This is a genomic window from Mycobacterium sp. E796, assembly GCF_001672815.1.
Lineage (GTDB): Bacteria > Actinomycetota > Actinomycetes > Mycobacteriales > Mycobacteriaceae > Mycobacterium.
The window spans coordinates 1-22,228 of sequence record NZ_LZKK01000048.1 but is presented as its reverse complement, the minus strand read 5'-3'; the positions used below and the strand labels follow the sequence as shown (position 1 = coordinate 22,228).

Below are 22,228 nucleotides of genomic sequence, written 5' to 3'. Positions count from 1 at the left end.
TCCCATCGCCCTGAGACCGATCCCCAGTATTGACATTCCGTCAATACGATCGCCTATGCTCTGGTATCGTCCGGCGAGCGTTCGACCCGTCTTGGCTGATCAACCCGGCAAAACCTAACGGTCAGTCTTTGTGAACCGGGTTGACAGGCGATGCGGTAGGTGTTAACGGCGCGAAGGAGACCGGTGGTATCCAAGCATCCTCCTGTGGCGGTTGTCGGGGTGAGCGCGCTGTTTCCCGGGTCTCCGGAGGCCGAACGCTTCTGGCGCAACATCGTCGCCGGCGCGGACCTGTTCTCCGACGTTCCGCCGTCGCATTGGAACGTTGACGATTATTACGACCCCGCTCCGGGCATTCAGGGCAAGGTTTACGCCCGCCGCGGCGGATTCTTACCCGATATCGACTTCTCGCCGATCGATTTCGGAATTCCACCCAATGTGGTGCCCGCGACCGACACCGCCCAATTGCTTGGTCTGCGGGTAGCGCAGCAGGTATTAGAGGACGTCGCGGGTGGTGACTTTTCTCGGCTCGATCGCGGGCGCGTCAGCGTAATTCTCGGCGCGTCCGGCGGCACCGAGATGACCAACTACATGGGCGGCAGCCTGCACCGGCCGGTGTGGGAGCGGGGGCTGCGCGCCGCCGGGCTGTCGGAAGCCGAGATCACCGCCTTCAGCGAGAGCGTCGCCTCCGGCTACACGGCGTGGCAGGAAAACACCTTCCCCGGCCTCCTCGGCAACGTGATCGCCGGGCGGATCGCCAACCGCTTCGACCTCGGCGGCACCAACTGCGTCATCGACGCCGCGTGTGCGAGCTCGCTGGCCGCTCTCGAGGTCGGGCTGCACGAGCTCTATCTCGGTGAGTCGGACATGGTGATCGCCGGCGGGGTCGACGCCTTCAACGACATCTTGATGTTCATGTGCTTCGCCAAGGTCACCGCGCTGTCGCCCACCGGCGACTGCCGCCCCTTCTCCGAGCAGTCGGACGGCACCATGCTGGGCGAGGGGCTGGCCATGCTGGCGCTCAAGCGCCTCGACGACGCCGAACGCGATGGCGACCGGATCTACGCCGTGATCCGCGGCATCGGTACGTCTTCGGATGGCCGCGCCAAGAGCATCTATGCCCCGAGCCCGGCCGGTCAGGCCAAAGCCCTGCGCCGCGCCTATGCCGCCGCCGGCTACGGTCCCGAAACCGTCGGGCTGGTGGAAGCCCACGGGACGGGCACCAAGGCCGGCGATGTCGCCGAGTTCACCGCGCTGCGAGAGGTGTTCGACGGCTCGGGGCGGGCGGACCGGCAATGGTGCGCGCTCGGCTCGGTGAAATCTCAGGTCGGCCACACCAAAGGTGCGGCCGGCGCCTGCGGCCTGTTCAAGACCGTGCTGGCGCTGCATCACAAGACGCTGCCACCGACCATCAAGGTCGATCGGCCCAATCCCGCCCTCGAAATAGAGAAGTCACCGTTTTATCTGTCGACGCAGGCGAAACCGTGGGTGGCCGCCGACGGCCTCCCGAGGCGCGCGTCCGTCAGCTCGTTCGGCTTCGGCGGCACCAACTTTCACGTCACGGTCGAGGAGTACACGGGCGCCGGAAACCGCGCATGGCGCTACCGGTCCTGGGATTCCGAGCTGATAGTGCTCGGCGCGCCCTCCGCCGCGGCGCTTTGCGAGCAGGCGGCCGGGCTGTCCGCGTCACTGGTCGACGATCCCGACATGCTCGGCTACCTCGCGCGGAGCACGCAGTCCGCCTACGACGCCACCGCGCCGCACCGCCTGGCCGTCGTCGCCGACAGCGTGGCGAACCTGCGCGCGATGCTCGACGAGGCCGCGGCGAAACTCGGAACACCCGATCTGGCCTCATCGTTCAGCTCGCCACGGGGCTACTACTACTCGGCGCAACGACCGGGGCCGGTCGCACTGTTGTTCCCGGGACAGGGCAGCCAATACGTCGGCATGGGCGCCGACCTGCCGCAGCTCTACGAGCCGGCGCTGGCGCCGTGGGAACTGGCCCGGGCCGAACTGCTCAACGCCGACCGCGACCTGCACCAAGTCGTCTGGCCGAGAACGGCCTTCAGCGACGACGAGCGCGCGCTGCAGGCGGGCGAGTTGACGAGGACCGAGTGGGCGCAACCGGGCATCGGCGCGCACAGCCTGAGCCTGCTGTCGGTGATCCGTGCGCTCGGCATCACGCCCGTGGCCGTCGGCGGACACAGCTTCGGCGAGGTCACCGCGCTGTGCGCCGCCGGTGTTTTCAGCGAAGAGGTGGCGCTGCTGATCGCCCGCGCGCGTGGCGCACTGATGGCCGAAGCCGCCATCAACAGCGACGGATCGATGTGCGCGGTGACCGCGCCCGTCGACTGGGTGCGCAAGCTGATCACCGAGTGCGGGCTGCCAGTGGCCATCGCGAACTACAACGCCCCCGACCAGTTTGTGCTCTCCGGCGAGAGCGCAGCCATAGACGATGCGGCGCAACGGTTTATGGAGGCGGGCATCAACGCGCGGCGCCTTGACGTCGCCACCGCCTTCCATTCCGACATCGTCACCCCGGCCGCGGCTCCGTTCGCGTCGTTCCTCGGCCAGATTCCGTTCGAAGCGCCGCAGGTGCCGGTCTACGCGAACGCGACGGCGCAGCCGTACGCCGGCGACCCCCACCAAATGCGGACCACCCTGGCCAACCAGATCGCCCAGCCGGTGCGGTTCGCCGAACAGATTCGGGCGATGTGGCAGGCCGGCGCGCGCACCTTCATCGAGGTCGGCCCCGGCGCCGTGCTGACGGGTCTGGTCGGCAAGTGTCTCGCCGGCGAAGAGCACTCCGCGGTGCCTTTGGACACCAAGGGCCGCAACGGCATTCGATCGCTCTGGATTGGGCTGGCCCAGCTCGCGGCCGCAGGCGTCCCGATGAAATTCGAAAGCCTCTGGGCCGACTACCGCGTCGTCGACGACCCGCGCACCAAGGAGCGACCGAAGCTGACCCTGAAGATCAACGGATCCAACTATGGACGGCCCCAGATGAGCAACGAGCCCGTCCAGCGGGCCGTCGAAAACCCCACCGACCGCAGTGCCCGAAGCAACGGACACAGGACCGAATCGGAGTACAAATTGGCGCCATCGGATTCGTACACGACCGTCGTCCCGACCACGACGACGTCTGCCCCCGCCGCGCCTTCCTCGCCGATGCTCCAGATCGGCGCCGACGTGGTGACCGAGCTGATCGCCGCGGTGGGAACCGTGCAGGAGGGAATCGGCCAAATACAAAGGCTGCTGCAAGGTCTCGTGCCAGCGGCCGCCGTGGCCGCGCCGCCCACCCCGCCCTCGGCCGTCCCCGTCGTCACCAACGGGAAACCGGCGATGCCCACGCCGCCGCCCGCCCCCGTCACCCGCAACGGCGGTCCCTCGGTGCCCGCGGCGCCGGCGGTCCCGGCCGGCCCGGCGGTCCATAACGGCACCCCGGCCGGTCACAACGGGATCGCGGCACCGGTGAGCACGCTTGCGCCCGTGGCTGTTTCGGTTGCCGGTGGGGAGTTGGTGACCCAGATGTTGGAGGTGGTGGCGGACAAGACGGGTTATCCGGTGGAGATGCTGGATTTGTCGATGGCGTTGGAAGCCGATTTGGGTATTGATTCGATCAAGCGGGTGGAGATTTTGTCGGCGGTGCAGCAGCGGGTCCCGGCGCTGCCCGAGGTGGAGGCCGCGACGATGGCGACGCTGGGCACGTTGCGGGAGATCGTCGATTACCTCGAAGGTCTGACGGGTCCGCCCGCGAGCAACGGCGCCCCGGTGAGCACGCTTGCGCCGGTGGCTGTTTCGGTTGCCGGTGGGGAGTTGGTGACCCAGATGTTGGAGGTGGTGGCGGACAAGACGGGTTATCCGGTGGAGATGCTGGATTTGTCGATGGCGTTGGAAGCCGATTTGGGTATTGATTCGATCAAGCGGGTGGAGATTTTGTCGGCGGTGCAGCAGCGGGTCCCGGCGCTGCCCGAGGTGGAGGCCGCGACGATGGCGACGCTGGGCACGCTGCAAGAAATCGTCGACTACCTTCAAGGCCTGACGGCCCCGACCGGGGCAGGTGATCGCCTCCCTTTTGACTTAGCCGGAGCGGGGATCGCGCGCTACGCGGTGCGTGCGATTCCTGCTCCGGCTAGCGGGATGGGAATGCCCGGTCTCTACACCGCCACCAACGTGGAGATCGTCACCGCGCAAGACGCCACCGGCACCACCGCCGACGCGCTGGCCGCGATCCTGCGCACGCATGGCGTCAACGCCACGCTCGTGCCCGAGCCAAACGCCAACGCCGAGGCGGTGATCCACCTCGGCGGTCTGCGGCAAACGGCCACGCGCCACGACACGCTGGCCATCAACCGAACGGTCTTCGCGGACGCCCAGCGGGTCGCCGCGAGGTTCGCCGAACACGGCGGCGTCTTCGTCACCGTCCAGGACACCGGCGGCACCTTCGGACTGCTCACCGACCCCGGCCCGCGCGCCTGGGCCGGCGGCATCGCCGCCCTCGCCAAGACGGCCGCACAGGAGTGGCCCGGCGCGCAGGTGAAGGCGATCGACATCGCGGTCGGAGGGCGGTCGCCGCTTGCGGTGGCCGAACAGCTCGCGCAGGAGCTATTGGCGGGCGGGGCCGAACTGGAAGTGGGCCTGGGCAGCGCGCACGGCCGGGTCACGGCCGTGGCGGACGGCAGCCGGGTGACCGCCCACGCGCGTCGCATCGACCATCGCGACGTGATCGTCGTTTCGGGTGGGGGCCGCGGCGTGACGGCGGCGTCCGTGATCGCGCTGGCGAACCAGACCCAGGCTTCCTTCGTGCTGCTGGGACGCACGGAGCTTTCCGACGAACCCCCCGAGGCGCACGGCCTGACAACCGACGCCGAACTCAAGCGGGCGCTGCTCTCCAGCGCCGTGACACGAGGACTCAAGCCCACGCCCAAGGAGTTAGAACAGCAGGTGCAGCGCATCCTCGCGGATCGCGAGGTGCGGGCCACCGTCGCCGCCCTGACCGCCGCGGGCTCCCGGGTCCGTTATGCCGCGACCGATGTGCGCGACGCGACCGCGCTCGGCGCTCTACTGGACAGCGTGCGAGCCGAATTCGGGCCTATCACCGGATTAGTGCACGGGGCCGGCGTATTGGCCGATGCACCCTTGCACAAGAAGACCCTCGACGGGTTCGACCGTGTCTTCGAGACCAAGGTCGGCGGCCTGTGCGCGCTGCTGGACGCCACGGCCGGCGATCCGCTGAAAATCATCTGCCTGTTTTCCTCGGTGGCCGCGCGCAGCGGCAACGCCGGCCAAAGCGACTACGCGATGGCCAACGAGATCCTCAACAAGGTGGCTTTGGCGGAGCAGGCCCGACGCGGACCAACCTGCCTGGTGCGGGCCTTGGGTTGGGGGCCATGGGATTCCGGCATGGTCACGCCCGGGCTGAAGGCGGTGTTCGAGTCGCGCGGCATCGGGTTGATTCCGCTCGCCGACGGCGCGCGCGCTTTCGTCTCCGACGTGCTGGACGCCCAGACCGACGACCCCGAGGTCACCCTCGGCGACGGCGTATCGGCAGGCGGCGCAACCCCTCCGATGCCAGCCGAAGGCCGGATCGCGCGCGTGCTGGCCCAGGTGCGACGGCAGCCGCAGTTGGCGGATCACCGGGTCCGGGGCAACGTCGTGCTGCCGGTGGTCCAGGTCCTGGAGTGGTTCGTGCGGATGGCCGAGGCGTGCCGCCCCGGACAACTCGTGCAGCGTCTGCTCGACCTAAGGGTGCTGCGCGGCGTGACCCTGCACGAGTTCGACGGGCAGGGCGACCCGATGCTGGTGCGCGCCGCGCCGGTGGAGGGCCGGCCGGATCGACTCGCCTGCACGTTGTCCGACGTCGCGGGATCGGCCGCCTACTACTCCGGGACGGCCGAAATGGGTTCGGCCCCAGGGGTTGCGCCGGCGGCACCGACCGCGCCGGCCAGTGGACACCGGCTGGACCGCGACGCCTGCTACAGCAACGGCGCGCTCTTCCACGGCCCCGCGTTCCAGGTCCTCGGGGACGTCGAGTGCCTGGCCACGAGCGCGACCGCGTCGCTGCACGGCCTGGCGAAAGCGGGTTGGCCGGGCGAGGGCTGGGCCACCGATTCCGCGGCGCTCGACGGGTGCCTGCAACTGGCGTTGGTGTGGAGTTACGCGCAGCTCGGCCGCACGGTGCTGCCGCTGCGGGTGGGCGAGGTGGTGCGTTATCGCGCCGGGACGCTGGGCGACGGATTGCGCTGTGTGCTTTCCAACGGCGATGCCAAGAACAGCGGAGCCGTCTGCGACCTGGATCTCGTTGACGCGGACGGCCACGTGGTGGCCAGCCTCAAACGGCTCGAGTTGTACCCCTACGGCGGCTGATGTTTTCACCCGTCGCGATCGTAGGCCAGGGCTGCGTCCTGCCCGGCGGTCTGAGCCCCGACGAGTTATGGCGGACGGTGCGCGAGGGCCGAGACGCGCTCGGGTCAGCGCAACCCGGCCATTGGGGGGTATCGGCGGCGCGCATCGTCCGCGACGACAAGGACGCCCCTTTCCTGGATCACGCCTGGTCGGACCGCGGCGGATACGTGCGCGGCTTCGACGAGATCTTCGACCCCGGCCGTTTCCTGCTCGGCGCCAACGACTTTCGCGGTTTGGACGCGCTGTACCTGTGGGCCGTCGAGGCCGCCCGGCAAGCCCTCGAGAGCGCCGGCTGGCGTCCGGGTGAGGTCCCGGGCCGGGCCGGGGTCGTCATGGGCAACTTGAGCTACCCGACGACGTCGATGATCGACCTAGCCGAAAAGGTCTGGCGCGGAAGCGAAGACGGGATCGACTGGCGCAACCGCTTCATGTCCGGCCTTCCGGCCCACGTCGTGGCCGGCGCATTGGGATTGACCGCGGGCGCCACGGCCCTCGACGCCGCGTGCGCCTCCTCGTTGTACGCGATCAAGCTGGCGTGCGACCGACTCCACGACGGCACGGCGGACGTGATGGTGGCGGGCGGCGTGAACGGTGCCAGCGACCTGCTTTTGCACGTCGGCTTCACCGCGCTGCAGGCGCTAAGTCGCACCGGAAGGTCGCGGCCCTTCCACCGCGGCGCCGACGGGTTGGTGCCCGCCGAGGGCGCGGCGTTTCTGGTGCTCAAGAGGCTTGACGACGCGATCGCCGACGCCGACACGATACTGGGCGTCATCCGGGCGGTCGGGCTCAGCAACGACGGGCGGGGACAGGGCCCGCTCGTGCCGTCGCAGGAGGGACAGGAGCGGGCCATGCGGCTCGCCTACGAAATGGCCGGGCTCGAGCCGCGAGACATCTCGCTCGTCGAGTGTCACGCCACGGGAACCTCGCGCGGCGACCTGACCGAGCTGATGAGCATGGCGCGCATCTTCGAGGGCATGTCGGAGCTACCCATCGGATCACTGAAATCCAATCTGGGACACTCGATCACGGCATCGGGCGCCGCGGGGGCGATCAAGGTGCTCGCGGCGATGCGTGCGGGCATCCGGCCCCCCACCCTGCACGTCGACGACCCGTTGCCGTTCATCGCCGACTCGCCATTCCGGCTACTCACCGAGGCCGAACCCTGGGAGTGCAGCGGGCCGCGCCGCGCCGCCGTCAACAACTTCGGTTTCGGCGGCAACAACGCCCACCTGCTGCTCGAAGAATGGATCCCGGCCCCCGGCGCCTGCCCCGACCGGCCGACGCTCGCCGTTCCCCGCACGGATGACGACATCGCGATCGTCGGCGTCAGCCTGCTGGTCGGTGACGACGAAACCGCCTCGGTGGCCGACCATCTGAAGAAGGCCGAACCGATTCCGACCCGCGGGACAGGCGGCGCCCGCCGGGCTCGGATGACCGAGGTCCGCCTGGACGTGACCCAAACACGCTTTCCCCCTGCGGATCTCAGCCAGACGCTGCCCCAGCAGCTGGCCCTTCTCGGTGCGGCCGTCAACATCGAGACGGTGATCGCCGGGCTGCCACCGGACAGGACGAGCGTCATCGTCGGGATGGGCTGCGACGCCGAGATCACCCGACTGGGGTTGCGATGGCGGTTGGCGGACGAGATCGACGACCCCGCCGAACTGGCGGCGGCGCGCGATGCCGTCGTGCCCGGGTGGACGGCCGCCGGCGTCGTCGGCGCCATGCCCAACATCGTCGCCAACCGCCTGAACCGCCAATTCGACCTGCGGGGGCCGAGTTTCACCGTGTCCAGGGAGGAACTCTCGGGCACCACCGCGCTGGAGATGGCCGCCCGCGCCCTTCGGCGAGGCGAGGTCGACGCGGCCGTCGTCGGCGCGGTGGACCTCAGCTGTGAACCGGTGCACGAGGCCGCGGCGCGCGCACTGCTCCGGTCGGGCGAGCAGACACCCGGCGACGCCGCCGTCGTCGTGGTGCTCAAACGCGCCGAGGACGCGCATCGGGCCGGGGACACCGTCCTGGCCACCCTGCCGGCGGATCAGCAACCGCACGGCGATTGCCTTCATTTGGGCACCGCGCCCGGCGCGTTGAACCTGTCGTCGCTGCTCGGCCATGCGCACGCCGCATCCGGCCTGCTCCACGTCGCCGCGGGCGCGCTCTACGGCGTGCTGGGCGTGTGCCCCGATGGCACGCCGTGGACGGCCGAAAAGCGTTCGGTGGTCGTCGCGCTCACCGGCCTCGGGGGCCAGGAACAGCAAATCGTGCTCGCGCCACCGCCACCCGGCCACCACGACGCGTTCGGGAGTCTGTTCTGCACGCCTCCGACCGGGAATCACGCGCGGTTGCGGTTTCCGGCTCACCCCATCACCCCTCAATTGGAGCGGCCCATGACAACGCACCTGCCCGCCCCGCCGGCGCTGCCCAAGGTCGCGGAGGCATTGGCACGGGTGCCGGTCGGCGCCGACCTGCTCGGGCAGGCGCCACCGGAGCCACTGTCGGTCGGTGACGACCGCCGAAAACCGTTGTCCCACAATGATGTCGGGTATCGGCCCCACGCGGGCGCCTACCGCGCGATCCAACCGTCCCCGCCCCCCGGCAAGGAATTACCCAAGCCGACGGTGAAGCGCCCCCCGGTGGGCCTCGCGCTGGACAAGGACGGCCTGCGCGTGCACGCCTCGGGCAAGATCTCCGATATTTTCGGTCCGGCGTTCGCGGTGCAGGACGACTACGCGCGGCAGGTACGGATGCCGGAACCCCCGCTGCTGCTGGCGGATCGGCTGCTGGGCATCGACGCCGAGCCGGGCAAGAACGGCACCGGAACACTGTGGACCGAAACCGATGTCACCGCCGACGCCTGGTGGCTGCATCAGGGCCGGATGCCGGCCGGAATCATGATCGAGGCCGGGCAGGCCGACCTCATGCTCATCTCCTGGATGGGCGCCGACTTCGCCAACAAGGGCGAGCGGGTGTATCGCCTGCTGGGCTGCGAGGTGACCTACCTCGGCGGCTTGCCCGAGATCGGCGACACCCTGCGCTTCGACATCCACGTCGACGGCCACGCTCGCCAGGGTGACATCCGCCTGTTCTTCTTCCACTACGACTGCACCATCGACGGCGTCGAGCGGATGTCCATGCGCAACGGCCAGGCCGGGTTCTTCTCCGACGAGGAGCTGGCCGCGTCGGGCGGGATCCTGTGGCGCCCCGAGGACGAAACCATCGACGGCCCAATGGAGCCCACCCCGGCGAGAACGTCGCGGACCTCGTTGCAGCGCGCCGACCTGGAGGCGATCGCGGCGGGCGACGTCTGGCGCACGCTCGGCCCGGGCTTCGAGCGCGCCGCCAGCCACACCCGCACGCCGAGCATCGCCGGCGGCAAGATGCTGTTCGTCGACGAGGTGACCCGCCTGGACTTCGCCGGCGGCCCGTGGGGCCGCGGCTACCTGCGCGCCGTTGAACACATCACACCCGAAAAATGGTATTTCGACGGTCATTTCAAGAACGACCCGTGTATGCCCGGCACCCTCATGTACGAGGCCACGATGCAGACGATGGCCATCTACATGACCGCCCTCGGCATGACCATGGGGTGCGACGGGTGGCGCTTCGAGCCCGTGCCGTTCGAGACGTACAAGCTGGTCTGCCGCGGCCAGGTCACCCCGGGATCGCGCGAGCTGGTCTACGAGGTGTTCGTCCGGGAGGTCATCGCCGGGCCCGAGCCCACGCTGTTCGCCGATTTGCTGTGCACCGTCGACGGATTGCCGGCCTTCCACTGCCGCCGGATGGGACTGCGGCTCTCACCCGGCTGCCCGATGGACATGGGCGTCAAAGAGCTGGAAGGCTACGTCGAACCCAAACCCGTCGCCGAAGGCCACGGGGTCAAGTTTGACTACACGGCGATGCTGGCGTGCGCCATCGCCAAGCCTTCCCTGGCGGTTGGTCCGCTTTACGAGAAGTTCGACACCCACCGCAGGGTCGCGCGGCTGCCGGGTCCGCCCTACCACTTCATGTCCCGGGTCACCGAGGTAGTGGGCGAGCTCGGCGTCGCGACGCCCGGCGCGCAGGTCGTCGCGGAATACGACATCCCCAGCGACGCGTGGTATTTCGCCGAGAACAAGGGCTCGAACGCACGGCCGACGATGCCCAACGCGGTCCTCATGGAGATCGCACTGCAACCCTGCGGCTGGCTGGGCGCCTACGCCGGCTGCCCGCTCGACTTCGACGTGGACCTCTTCTTCCGCAACCTCGACGGAACCGGCGTACAGCACCGGGAGATCACGCCCTCGACCGGCACCTTGCGAATCAAGGCGGTGCTCAAGAACATCGCCCAAGCCGGCGGGACCATCATCGTGACCTTCGACGGCGAAATCTCCGCGGACGACGGCATCGTCTACACGTTCGACACGGTGTTCGGCTACTTCCGTCTCGAAGCGTTGCAGCAGCAGGTCGGGCTCCCGGTCAGCGAGGACCAGCGCGCCCTGTTGGAGCTTCCCTGCGAGGCGCCCGTCGTCGACCTGGGCACGCGCCCGGCCGAATTCTTCGGCCCGGGGGCGCGGCTGGCCGACCCGATGCTGTTGATGATCGACCGGGTGACGGGCCGTTGGCCCACCGCCGGCAGCGCGGGCCTGGGCCGGTGGCGTGCCGTCAAGGACATCAACCCCGCCGAGTGGTACTTCAAGGCGCACTTCTACCGCGACCCGGTGCAGCCCGGATCGCTGGGCATCGAGATGCTCTTGCAATTAATACAATTCGCGATGCTCGACATGGGCTTCGGCGACGAGATGGGGCCGTCGGCGCGCTTCGAGCCGGTGGCCATCGGAGAAGCGATCACGTGGCGGTATCGCGGTCAGATCGTGCCCACGAACGAGCGAATCACGGCGGAGATAGAGATCACCCGCATCGAGCGCGGTGCAACCGGTATCCTGGCGGTGGCCGACGCATCCCTGTGGTGCGACGGGATACGGATCTACAGCGCAACCAATTTGGCCATGCGCATCGCGCCTGGCGAGCCCCCGGCGCCCGACGCCGGTTCGGCCACCACGCTGGAGACGACGATCGATCCCGCTCGGGACACGTGGGTGCTCGACCACTGCCCGACGTACGTGATCCCGTCGCTGCCGATGATGTCGGTGCTGGATCTCTTCGCGCAGGCGGCCAGCCGGGCGACGGGCGGGGCCAAGGTGGTCGAAATCAGCGACCTGCGTCTGGTTCGTTGGGTCGTCGTCGATGCGCCGACACGGCTACGCGTGGTGGTCGAGCCCGTCGAGCCGGGCCGCTTCGACGGCCGCCTCGAGGTGTGGCGGGATGCGCCCCGAGCCGAGTTGTCGCGCTGGGAGACCCACGCCGAGGCCGTGATCTTCACCGCGGACCACTACGCCGGCGAACCAGCGACGCCCGCCCCGCTGCACGGCGCGGTGCCCTACGCCAGCCCGTACGACGGCACGGTGTTCCACGGCCCCGCGTTCCAAACCCTGATGGACGGCGCCCAAATCGGCCGCAACGGCTCCTCTGGGACGCTGGTCGTGGAGCGGTGCAAGGTCCCCGCGGGAGAGCAACACCCGGGGCTGCTCGACGGTGCGTTCCACATCGTTCCCCACACCGCGATGAACGTGTGGACCACGGACACCGCGGATGTCGCCAGCTACGCGGACGCCGCGGACACGACCGTCGGATTCCCTCGCCGGGTGATCTGGGCGCGCTTTTACGGCGACGCCCCGGAGGCGGGGACGGTGGACGTGCAAGCGCGGTTCGTCGGGTTCGACGACGCCGACGACCGACTGCCGGTCGTCGATCTCTGGCTCAGCGTCGCGGGCAAGCCGTGGGCCTACCTCCGCATCGTCGAATTCCTCTTGGACAAGGGTCATCTGGTCCAGGTCAGCGGCGCCGAGCGGCGCGCGTTCCTTGCCGAGCGGCGCGCGGTGCCCGGGATGTCGTTGGGCGACCGGCTGGGCCGCGGCGTGGTGACGCTCGATCCGGCGCGCGCGGCAACGCAGGACTGGTTCAAAGGCACCCTGCGCGCGGTGTATGACACCGAGGGCCAAGGCAATTCCCTGATCGCCGACATTGCCGCCAAGGAAGCCGTCGCGGACGCAGCCCACGGCGCGATCCACCCGTCGCAGGTGCTCATCGTCGACGGGCAGGTCGGCTGCCCGGCCCTGCCGCTGGAGCGAATCTCCGTCGACGTCGAACAGACGGACCGGGGCGAATGTCGCGCGAGCGCGTCGTTGCACACGGACTGGCAACCGGTGCGTAGCTGGGCGACCGACCGGCTGGGAATACCGGCGGGCGGGTTCGCCGACCTGGTCCACTGGGCCCTGCTGTCGCGCTACGTCAGGCATGTCATCGTCACGGACCCCGCCGCGATGGCGGCGATTCGGGGCCGTCCCGTGCTGCTGCTGGGCAACCATCAGGTGCAGGTCGAGTCGATCCTGGGCACGTCGATCGCGTCGTGGTTGACCGACACGAAGGTCGTGACGATCGCACACGCCAAGCACCAAACCCGGTGGGTTGGCGCCCTCACCCGGCTGGCGGATGCCACGGCGAACGGAAACCCGGGCAGCACCAGGTATTTCGACCAGCGCAACCCGTCGCAGTTCTTAAGCCTGATCGAGGAGATCAAGCACGACGTCGCCGCCCACGCGGCGTCGACCATGGTGCACGCCGACGGAACGCGATCGGTCCGTTCCGGCCAGCGCGTCGAGCGGCTGACCTCCACGCTGCTGGACCTGGCCATCGCCGCGTCGTTGCCTATCGTGCCGGTGTACTTCGCCGGGGGCCTGCCGAAGGAACCGGTGGAGCACAAGCTCGAGGTGCCGTATCGGCATGGGGCGCAGGACTACATCTTCGGCCGGCCGATCATGCCCGACGAATTGGTCGCCTGGCCCTACGCCGAACGGCGACGCCGCGTCATGGACGCCATCAATGCGCTCGCACCGTTCAGCGATGCGCCGCACGAGCCGAATTACGCTGTGGAGGACCGCATTGCGGCCGCCGCCCCGGGTGCGTCCCCGCTCGAGTCGATATGGGATTGCATCGAAGACGCCCTGGACGCGCTCCCCGCGGACTGGCGAAGCACGATCGACGGCGACGAATGGATGGCGACCCGGTCAACCCAGCGCCACAGCCCTCAGTCGCAATGATGGCTGTGATCGTGGTGGCCCTCCGCCGCCGCAGGGGAGCCGCCCATCATCCGTAGCATCGGGAGCCCGCCCGAGGCGACGAACCGCACGATCAGGACGGCCGCGATGAGGAGGAAGGCGATATTGAGCCAGGTGGTGTAGTTCCACGAGATCGACGCCTCCATCACCGTGGCGTTGCGCTGCCTGGGGATGAGACCCGTTGTGCCGAACAGCAATTCGACCAGATAGCCGGCGGCGACCATCGCGGCGTAGAAGGTGCCGAGCAGCGTGAGCATCATCTGAGTGCCGTAGTACTTGCGGTAGATGTTCAGGATCGGCAGGATCAGCAGGTCGGCGTAGATGAACGCGATGACGCCGCCGAAGCTGATGCCCCCGTTCCACAGCACCGCCGCCAGCGGCACGTTGCCGATCGAGCAGACGAACGACACGATCGCGACGATCGGCCCGACGATCGGCCCCCACACCGCCGACCAGCCCGGGTGATCGGTCAAAAAGAAGCTGCGCCAGAAGCTTTCGGGTACCCACGCCGCGATGGCACCCGCGATCAGCAGGCCCAGGACGAGGTCGCGCAGGATCGCCAACCACTCCATCACGAACACATGCGAGACCGAAGTGAAGCCCTCGGGGGAGAAGAGCCGTTGGGCGAACGAGCCCTGCTTTTGGATGGACATGTCCATGGCGGCATGGCCCTCCATCGAGCCGGCGATTCCCCGCTCGGCCTGCTGCCGGGCGGCATCGACGAGCCGGGACCGCACGAACAGCCGGAACAGCACGGCGAGCACCACGATCATCAGCGGGCCGCCGACGAATTCCGCGGCGGTGAACTGCCAGCCCATCAGCAGCGCCAGGATGATGCCCAGCTCGACCACGAGGTTCGTCGAACCGATCTCGAACGCCATCGCGGCGGTGAAGTTGGCACCCTTGCGAAACAGCGAGCGGGCCAGGGCGACCGCGGCATAGGAGCACGACGACGACGCGGCCCCCAGCCCGGCCGCCACCGCCAGCGTGCGGGGCCGGTCGTCGCCCAGCAGGGACACGATGGTCGAACGGCGCACGACGGCCTGCACCACCGCGGACAGGGCGAAACCCAGGATCAGTGCCCATAGGATTTCCCATGTCATCGACCCCGCCAAGCCCAGGGCATGACCGACCGCTGCCAGCGCCCTCATCGAGGCCTCCGCTTCGGTTGCGTGATTCGGGGACTTTCCCCGCGCGAGCATATACCCCTAGGGGGTATATGTCAAGCCGGGAAAAGGCCGTTTGCGCGCGGGGGCGGCGATTATCCCTAGAATGGCTGCAAATCGGTGCGGGGGCCGGCAAAGAATAAGTACGGAACAGCCCCGCGCGGCTGTCGGGCCCGCGGAAACGACGTGAACGGGCATTTTCTATGGAATTCACTGGTGGCGAGCGGGCGCGGACGGCAAATGCCCGACACACCGGCCGCGCCACCGCTGTCACAGACGTAACAACAGGCACACTGGTAACAACGAGTTTTTTTGGCAAGCCGCCAGGAGGGTATGGCCGTGTACCGAGTTTTTGAAGCGCTGGACGAACTGGGCGCCATCGTCGAAGAGGCGCGTGGCGTGCCCATGACGTCCGGCTGCGTCGTGCCCCGCGGTGACGTGCTGGAACTGATCGACGACATCAAGGACGCGATCCCGGGCGAGCTGGACGACGCCCAGGACGTGCTCGACGCGCGTGACTCGATGCTGCAGGACGCCAAGTCGCACGCCGAATCCATGGTTTCCTCGGCGACCACCGAATCGGAATCGATGCTCAACCACGCCCGCGCCGAGGCGGACCGGCTCCTGTCGGACGCGAAGGCGCAGGCCGACCGGATGGTCAGCGAGGCGCGCCAGCACAGCGAGCGGATGGTCGGGGAGGCTCGCGAGGAGGCGATGCGCATCGCCACGGCGGCCAAACGCGAGTACGAGGCCAGCGTCAGCCGCGCCCAGGCCGAGGCCGATCGGCTGATCGAGAACGGCAACATCTCCTATGAGAAGGCCGTGCAAGAGGGCATCAAGGAGCAGCAGCGCCTGGTCTCGCAGAACAGCGTGGTGGAGGCGGCGAACGCCGAAGCCACCCGCCTCATCGACACCGCGCATGCCGAGGCCGACCGGCTGCGGGGGGAGTGCGACATCTACGTCGACAACAAGCTCGCCGAGTTCGAGGAGTTCCTCAACGGCACGCTGCGGTCGGTGGGACGCGGCCGCCACCAACTGCGCACGGCCGCCGGCACCCACGACTACGCGACCCGCTAGCGGCGATCGCGAGCCCGGCGAGCCGGGTGAAGCGGGTCGCCGCCATCCGGACTAGCGGCGCTGCCGCGGACTTTCATTACGCGCGCGGCGCCGTAGGATTTCCTCTATGACGCGGCAGCACAGCATCAGCACGCAGCGCCGTTCGACGTCGCCGATGACCATCGACATCACCCGGCTGGGGCGGCGCCCGGGCGCGATGGTCACCCTGCGCGAGACCCTGCCCAGCCCGTCGCGCATCGGACTGGACATGATCGCGATCGACCGGGCCGCCCCGTTGGAACTGGACCTGCAGGTGCAGTCGGTGTCGGAGGGCGTGCTGGTCACCGGGACGGTGGCCGCGCCCACCGTCGGCGAATGCTCCCGCTGCCTGACGCCGGTCACCGGGCGGGTGCAGGTCCGGTTGACCGAACTGTTCGCTTACCCGGACAGCACGACGGAGGCGACCACCGAGGAGGACGAGGTCGGCCACATCGTCGACGACACCATCGACCTCGAGCAGCCCATCATCGACGCCGTCGGGCTGGAGCTGCCGTTCGCGCCGCTGTGCGAGCCGGACTGTCCGGGGCTGTGCCCCGATTGCGGCGTTGCGCTCGCGGCCGAGCCCGGCCATCACCACGATCGCATCGACCCGCGATGGTCCAAGCTGGCCGACATCTTGCGGGAGCCGCCCGGCCCGGACGACACGCCGGGGGATCAGCGGTGACGTCGCGGCAAGCCCTGCTCGAGGCGCTCGGGGTCGAGCTGCCCGACGAGCTGCTGTCGCTGGCCCTGACGCATCGCAGCTACGCGTACGAGCACGGCGGGTTGCCCACCAACGAGCGCCTGGAATTCCTGGGCGACGCCGTGTTGGGCCTGACCATCACCGACGAGCTCTACCACCGCCATCCCGACCGGTCCGAAGGTGACCTGGCCAAGCTACGGGCCAGCGTGGTCAACACCCAGGCGCTGGCCGACGTCGCGCGCCACCTGTCCGACGAGGGCCTCGGCGTCCACTTGTTTCTCGGCCGCGGCGAGGCGAACACCGGCGGGGCCGACAAGTCGAGCATCCTGGCCGACGGCATGGAGTCACTGCTGGGCGCGATCTACCTGCAGCACGGCATCGAGACGGCGCGCGAGGTCATCCTGCGGCTGTTCGGCGCGCTGCTGGACGCCGCGCCGACGCTGGGGGCCGGGCTGGACTGGAAGACCAGCCTGCAGGAGCTGACGGCGGCGCGGGGCATGGGGGCGCCGTCGTACGTGGTCACGTCCACCGGGCCGGATCACGACAAGGAGTTCACCGCGGTCGTGGTCGTGATGGAGACCGAATACGGGTCGGGTGTGGGCCGCTCCAAGAAGGAGGCCGAGCAAAAGGCCGCCGCCGCGACCTGGAAAGCGCTCGAAGCGCTGGACACCGCGGGAAAAACCTCCGCCTAATTCGATGGCCCGCTGAATGCCGGAACTGCCCGAGGTCGAGGTGGTGCGCCGCGGCTTGGCTGCCCACGTCGTGGGCAAGACGATCACCGCCGTCCGGGTGCATCATCCCCGCGCGGTGCGCCGCCATGAGGCCGGCCCCGCCGACCTCACCGCCCGGCTGCTCGACGCGAAGATCACCGGGACCGACCGGCGCGGTAAGTACCTGTGGCTGCTACTCGACGACCCGGACGCGGCGCTCGTCGTCCACCTCGGCATGAGCGGGCAGATGCTGCTGGGGAAGGTGCCGCGCGCCGACCACGTGCGCATCTCCGCGCTGCTCGACGACGGGACCGTGCTGAGCTTCGCCGACCAGCGGACGTTCGGGGGGTGGATGCTCGCCGACCTGGTCAGCGTCGACGGCAGCGTGGTTCCCCAGCCGGTTGCCCACCTGGCGCGCGACCCGCTGGACCCCCGCTTCGACGTCGGCGCGGTAGTAAGGGTGTTGCGGCGCAAGCATTCCGAGATCAAGCGGCAGCTTCTCGATCAGCAGGTGGTGTCGGGCATCGGCAACATCTACGCCGACGAGGCGTTGTGGCGGGCGAAGGTGAACGGCGCGCGGATCGCCGACACGCTGAGCCGCCGGCAGCTGACCGCCGTGCTGGACGCCGCCGGCGACGTGATGCGCGACGCGCTGGCCAAGGGCGGGACCTCGTTCGACTCGCTCTACGTCAACGTCAACGGCGAGTCGGGGTACTTCGACCGATCCCTGGACGCATACGGCCGCGAGGGTGAACCGTGCCGGCGCTGCGGCGCGCTCATCCGCCGGGAGAAGTTCATGAACCGTTCCTCGTTCTACTGCCCGAGATGTCAACCGCGGCCACGGGTTTGAGTGTCAGTCGAAGATGTCGTGTCGCGTCGATCCCACGGGTAGCGCGGGATCTATGAACCATTCGCGCGGGAATAACAGGCCAAAAGCCTGGGGCGGCAGCGCGAGCAGCACGTCGAATGCGCGCGCGGCCGCGGCCGAGTTGCCGATTTGGGAGCGGTGGGCGGCCATCGCGTCGCGCTTGCGGCGCGCGAAGCCGAACACGTTGATCCGGTGGGTAATCCTCGCCTTTGGCGCGTATGCAGTGTGGGCGATTTCCGGCTCGTAGGGCGCCGGTAGCCGCAGCAGACGCGCGAGATTGCCGATTCGGACCAGCAATTCGCGCGGCATCGTCGCCTCCAGCACACGCGGAGTCGCTGCGAGCTCGGCGGCCCGCTTGCCCACGTGATGCACCTGGACATGGTCGCGATGCCCGTAGCCGCCGTTGGCTTCATAGCTGAGCAGCAGATCCGCGTCTTCCTGGCGAAGTATTGCGGCCAGCCGCCCCGCCGCCTGGTCGACGTCGGCTCGCCCGAACCTGACGCGTCCGGGTGGATCGGGGTAGAACTCTGGACCGTAGCCGCTGTCCGCGTAACCGAGGCACTCAACCCGGTGCACCCCGAGAATAGCTGCGCTGCAACGTAATTCGTCCAATCGTAAGTCGTCGTCCTCGTCGTGCACGCGGCCGTCGGTGGCGGTGACGAGAACGACGCGATGTCCGCTGGCCGCCGCCCGTGCGAGGGTGCCGCCGGTCAGGATCACCTCGTCGTCGGGGTGGGCGTGGAATGCGACGACGGTGGCCATGCAACGCAGTATGCCCGCGGGGCCCAACGGCAGCCCGGTAGAAAAGAAGCCATGACGGAACTGTGGGTCGAACGGACCGGATCACGCCGCTACACCGGATACAGCTCGCGCGGCGCGCAGGTGCTGGTCGGTTCGGAGGACGTCGACGGGGTGTTCACCCCGGGCGAGCTGCTCAAGATCGCGCTGGCCGCCTGCAGCGGCATGTCCACCGACGAGCCGCTGGCCCGGCGGCTCGGCGACGACTACAAGGCCGTCGTCAAGGTGTCCGGGCCCGCGGACCGCGAGCAGGAACGTTATCCGCTGCTCGAGGAGACGCTCGAGCTCGACCTGTCCGGGCTCTCCGACGAGGAAAAACAACGCGTGCTCGTGGTCGCCAACCGGGCCGTCGACCTGGTCTGCACCGTCGGGCGCACGCTCAAGTCCGGCACCGAAGTCAACTTCGAGATCGCCGATGTCTCAGATGCCCCAGCCTGACGTCCGGCTCACCGCCTGGGTGCACGGCCGGGTCCAGGGGGTCGGCTTTCGCTGGTGGACCCGCTGCCGGGCGCTGGAGCTCGGCCTCACCGGCTACGCGGCCAACCAGGCCGACGGCCGGGTAATGGTGGTGGCCCAGGGGCCGCGCGAGGCAGGCGAGAAATTGCTGCGGCTGCTGGAACGCGGCGGTGGGTGGCCTTCCAGGCCGGGTCACGTCGACAAAGTGGTCGCCGACTGGTCGCAACCGGCGGAGCGGTTCACCGGATTCGTCGAGCGCTGACGTGACTGATGTGACACCTGTGACCGGTGTGCCCGTCTGTGAACGACAGGTGAATTTCGGGCCCGCCGACACCCCGTCGGGAGGGCTGACCCGCGCGATTTGAGCGGTAGTCTGGCGCGCTGTGTACCTCAAGAGTCTGACGCTGAAGGGCTTCAAGTCCTTCGCTTCGCCGACGACTCTGCGCTTCGAGCCGGGCATCACCGCGGTCGTCGGGCCCAACGGCTCGGGCAAGTCCAACGTCGTCGACGCCCTGGCCTGGGTGATGGGTGAGCAGGGCGCGAAGACGCTGCGCGGCGGGAAGATGGAGGACGTCATCTTCGCCGGCACCTCGTCGCGGGCCCCGCTGGGCCGCGCCGAGGTCACCGTCACCATCGACAACTCCGACAACGCGCTGCCCATCGAGTACTCCGAGGTGTCGATCACGCGGCGGATGTTCCGCGACGGCGCCAGCGAATACGAAATCAACGGCAGCGGTTGCCGTTTGATGGACGTCCAGGAGCTGCTGAGCGACTCGGGGATCGGGCGTGAGATGCACGTCATCGTCGGGCAGGGCAAGCTCGACGAGATCCTGCAGTCGCGACCCGAGGACCGCCGCGCCTTCATCGAGGAGGCCGCGGGCGTGCTCAAGCACCGCAAGCGCAAGGAAAAGGCCCTCCGCAAGCTCGACGCGATGCAGGCCAACCTGGCCCGCTTGTCCGACCTGACCACCGAGCTGCGCCGCCAGCTCAAACCGCTGGGCCGCCAGGCCGAGGTGGCCCGTCGCGCCCAGACCATCCAGGCCGACCTGCGCGACGCCAAGCTGCGCCTGGCCGCCGACGACCTGGTCAGCCGCCAGGTGGAGCGCGACGCGATCTTCGAGGCCGAGGCCCTGATGCGACGCGAGCACGACGAGGCCGCCGCCCGCCTGGAGGTCGCCTCCCAGGAGCTGGCCGCGCACGAGACGGCGCTCGCCGAGCTCTCGGGCCGGGCCGAATCCGTCCAGCACACCTGGTTCGGGCTGTCCGCGCTGGCCGAGCGCGTCGCCGCCACGGTGCGCATCGCCAGCGAACGCGCGCAGCATCTCGACGTCGATCCGGTGACGCCGAGCGACACCGACCCGGACGCGCTGGAAGCCGAGGCCCAGCAGGTGGAGCTGACCGAACAGCGGCTGCTGGGCGAGCTGGCCGCCGCGCGCACCCGCCTGGATGCCGCGCGCGCCGAATTGGCCGAGCGCGAGGCCGAGGCCGCCGAGGCCGACCGTGCCCACCTGGCTGCGGTGCGCGCCGAGGCCGACCGGCGCGAGGGCCTGGCGCGGCTGGCCGGGCAGGTGGAGACCATGCGGGCCCGCGTCGAGTCGATCGACGACAGCGTGGCGAAGCTCTCCGAGCGCATCGAAGAGGCCGCCACCCGCGCGCAACAGACCCGCGCGGAGTTCGAGACCGTGCAGGCGCGGGTCGGCGAGCTGGACCAGGGCGAGGTGGGCCTCGACGAGCACCACGAGCGGACCGTGGCCGCGTTGCGGCAGGCCGACGAACGCGTCGCCGAGCTGCAGGCCGCCGAGCGCGGCGCCGAACGGGAAGTGGCGTCGCTGCGCGCCCGCATCGACGCGCTCTCGGTCGGGCTGGAGCGCAAGGACGGCGCGGCGTGGCTCACGCAAAACCACGCCGGCACAGGGCTTTTCGGCCCGATCGCCAAGCTGGTCAGGGTGCGGTCCGGCTACGAGACGGCGCTGGCCGCGGTGCTCGGTTCCGCGGCCGACGCGCTGGCCGCCGAGAGCTTCGGCGCGGCGCGTTCCGCCGTCGCCGCCCTCAAGCAGGCCGACGGCGGCCGCGCGGCCCTGGTGTTGGGCGACTGGCCGGCCGATCAGCCCCCGCCCGCGGGGGCGCTGCCGGGCGACGCCATTTGGGCGCTCGACCTGGTCGAGGCGCCGCAACGGCTGCGCGGGGCGATGACGGCCATGCTTTCCGGCGTCGCGGTGGTCCACGACCTCGGCGACGCGCTGGACCTGGTCGCGGCGCGCCCGCAGCTGCGCGCGGTCACGCTCGACGGTGACCTGGTGGGCGCGGGCTGGGTGAGCGGCGGCTCCGACCGCAAGCTGTCCACCCTGGAGCTCACCTCGGAGATCGACAAGGCCGGCGCCGAGCTGACGGCCGCGGAAGCCCAGGTGGCCCAGCTCAGCGCAGCGCTGTCGGGCGCGCTGACCGAGCAGATTGCGCGGCAGGATTCCGCCGAGCAGGCGCTGGCGGCGCTCAACGAATCCGACACCGCGATCTCGGCGATGTACGAGCAGCTCGGCCGGCTCGGGCAGGAAGCCCGGGCCGCCGAGGAGGAATGGAGCCGGCTGCTGCGCCAGCGCGAGGAGGCCGAGGCCGGGCGCGCGCAGACCGTCGAAGAGGTCACCGCGCTGGAAACCCGGCTGCGCAACGCCCAGGAGACCCAGCACGTGCAGGCGGCCGAGCCCGCGAACCGCCTGCAGATCGCCGCCGCCGCCGAAAGCGCCCGCGGCGTGGAAGTGGAGGCCCGACTGGCGGTGCGGACCGCCGAGGAGCGCGCCAACGCCGTGCGCGGGCGGGCGGACTCCCTGCGGCGCGCGGCCGCGGCCGAACGCGAGGCGCGGCTGCGGGCCCAGCAGGCGCGC

At 69.4% G+C, this 22,228-nt stretch carries 11 protein-coding genes; 9 read left to right on the top strand and 2 right to left on the bottom strand.

All coding sequences use genetic code 11. From position 1 onward, the window contains the following. Positions 1-204: 204 nt before the first annotated feature. The gene (locus A5706_RS04405; protein ID WP_197517741.1) at positions 205-6,363 is read left to right on the top strand and encodes a type I polyketide synthase; all 6,159 of its coding nucleotides are present in this window, start codon (positions 205-207) and stop codon (positions 6,361-6,363) included. After that, positions 6,363-13,535, top strand: a complete 7,173-nt coding sequence (locus A5706_RS04400) for a beta-ketoacyl synthase N-terminal-like domain-containing protein (RefSeq protein WP_068127417.1) — start codon at positions 6,363-6,365, stop codon at positions 13,533-13,535. Before A5706_RS04405 ends, A5706_RS04400 begins: the two co-directional genes overlap by 1 nt. Here the strand turns inward: A5706_RS04400 and A5706_RS04395 are convergent. After that, positions 13,523-14,704 (bottom strand): permease, encoded by a 1,182-nt coding sequence (locus A5706_RS04395; RefSeq protein ID WP_068127438.1) that lies wholly within the window; start codon positions 14,702-14,704, stop codon positions 13,523-13,525. The genes A5706_RS04400 and A5706_RS04395 overlap by 13 nt on opposite strands. A gap of 354 nt (positions 14,705-15,058) precedes the next feature. On the opposite strand from A5706_RS04395, the gene sepIVA reads away from it, so the two are divergent. The 4 genes from sepIVA to mutM all read left to right on the top strand — a co-directional run bounded on the left by sepIVA (position 15,059) and on the right by mutM (position 18,077). After that, the gene (gene sepIVA, locus A5706_RS04390) at positions 15,059-15,796 is read left to right on the top strand and encodes a cell division protein SepIVA (RefSeq protein WP_067155092.1); all 738 of its coding nucleotides are present in this window, start codon (positions 15,059-15,061) and stop codon (positions 15,794-15,796) included. A 106-nt stretch (positions 15,797-15,902) separates the two neighbouring features. Then, on the top strand, positions 15,903-16,499 hold the full coding sequence (locus tag A5706_RS04385) for a DUF177 domain-containing protein (RefSeq protein WP_197517740.1): 597 nt from the start codon (positions 15,903-15,905) through the stop codon (positions 16,497-16,499). Then, positions 16,496-17,209 carry a ribonuclease III gene (rnc, locus tag A5706_RS04380; protein ID WP_068127415.1) on the top strand — a complete coding sequence of 238 codons (714 nt, stop codon included), beginning with the start codon at positions 16,496-16,498 and terminating at the stop codon, positions 17,207-17,209. Before A5706_RS04385 ends, rnc begins: the two co-directional genes overlap by 4 nt. Before the next feature lie 16 nt (positions 17,210-17,225). Beyond that, positions 17,226-18,077 (top strand): DNA-formamidopyrimidine glycosylase, encoded by an 852-nt coding sequence (gene mutM, locus A5706_RS04375; protein ID WP_068127413.1) that lies wholly within the window; start codon positions 17,226-17,228, stop codon positions 18,075-18,077. Between the two features lie 3 nt (positions 18,078-18,080). Here the strand turns inward: mutM and A5706_RS04370 are convergent, their stop codons facing one another. After that, entirely contained in the window at positions 18,081-18,857 is a 777-nt protein-coding gene (locus A5706_RS04370; RefSeq protein ID WP_068127412.1) for a PIG-L deacetylase family protein, read from the bottom strand. Positions 18,858-18,908: 51 nt separating this feature from the next. Here A5706_RS04370 and A5706_RS04365 point away from each other — a divergent pair, with 51 nt between their 5' ends. The 3 genes from A5706_RS04365 to smc all read left to right on the top strand — a co-directional run. Next, positions 18,909-19,331 (top strand): OsmC family protein, encoded by a 423-nt coding sequence (locus A5706_RS04365; RefSeq protein WP_068127411.1) that lies wholly within the window; start codon positions 18,909-18,911, stop codon positions 19,329-19,331. Then, a complete protein-coding gene (locus A5706_RS04360) occupies positions 19,318-19,611 on the top strand; it encodes an acylphosphatase (protein ID WP_068127410.1) in 294 nt (97 codons plus the stop codon). The genes A5706_RS04365 and A5706_RS04360 overlap by 14 nt, the downstream gene beginning before the upstream one ends. A gap of 121 nt (positions 19,612-19,732) precedes the next feature. Further along, on the top strand, positions 19,733-22,228 hold a 2,496-nt coding region (gene smc / locus A5706_RS04355), incomplete at its 3' end, for a chromosome segregation protein SMC (protein WP_068127408.1).

Bases quoted from the DNA above. Each gene is read 5' to 3' on its own strand.
- A5706_RS04400 (WP_068127417.1), top strand. From the start codon at position 6,363: ATGTTTTCACCCGTCGCGATCGTAGGCCAGGGCTGCGTCCTGCCCGGC.
- A5706_RS04395 (WP_068127438.1), bottom strand. From the start codon at position 14,704: ATGAGGGCGCTGGCAGCGGTCGGTCATGCCCTGGGCTTGGCGGGGTCG.
- A5706_RS04385 (WP_197517740.1), top strand. From the start codon at position 15,903: ATGACGCGGCAGCACAGCATCAGCACGCAGCGCCGTTCGACGTCGCCG.
- mutM (WP_068127413.1), top strand. From the start codon at position 17,226: ATGCCGGAACTGCCCGAGGTCGAGGTGGTGCGCCGCGGCTTGGCTGCC.
- A5706_RS04370 (WP_068127412.1), bottom strand. From the start codon at position 18,857: ATGGCCACCGTCGTCGCATTCCACGCCCACCCCGACGACGAGGTGATC.
- A5706_RS04365 (WP_068127411.1), top strand. From the start codon at position 18,909: ATGACGGAACTGTGGGTCGAACGGACCGGATCACGCCGCTACACCGGA.
- A5706_RS04360 (WP_068127410.1), top strand. From the start codon at position 19,318: ATGCCCCAGCCTGACGTCCGGCTCACCGCCTGGGTGCACGGCCGGGTC.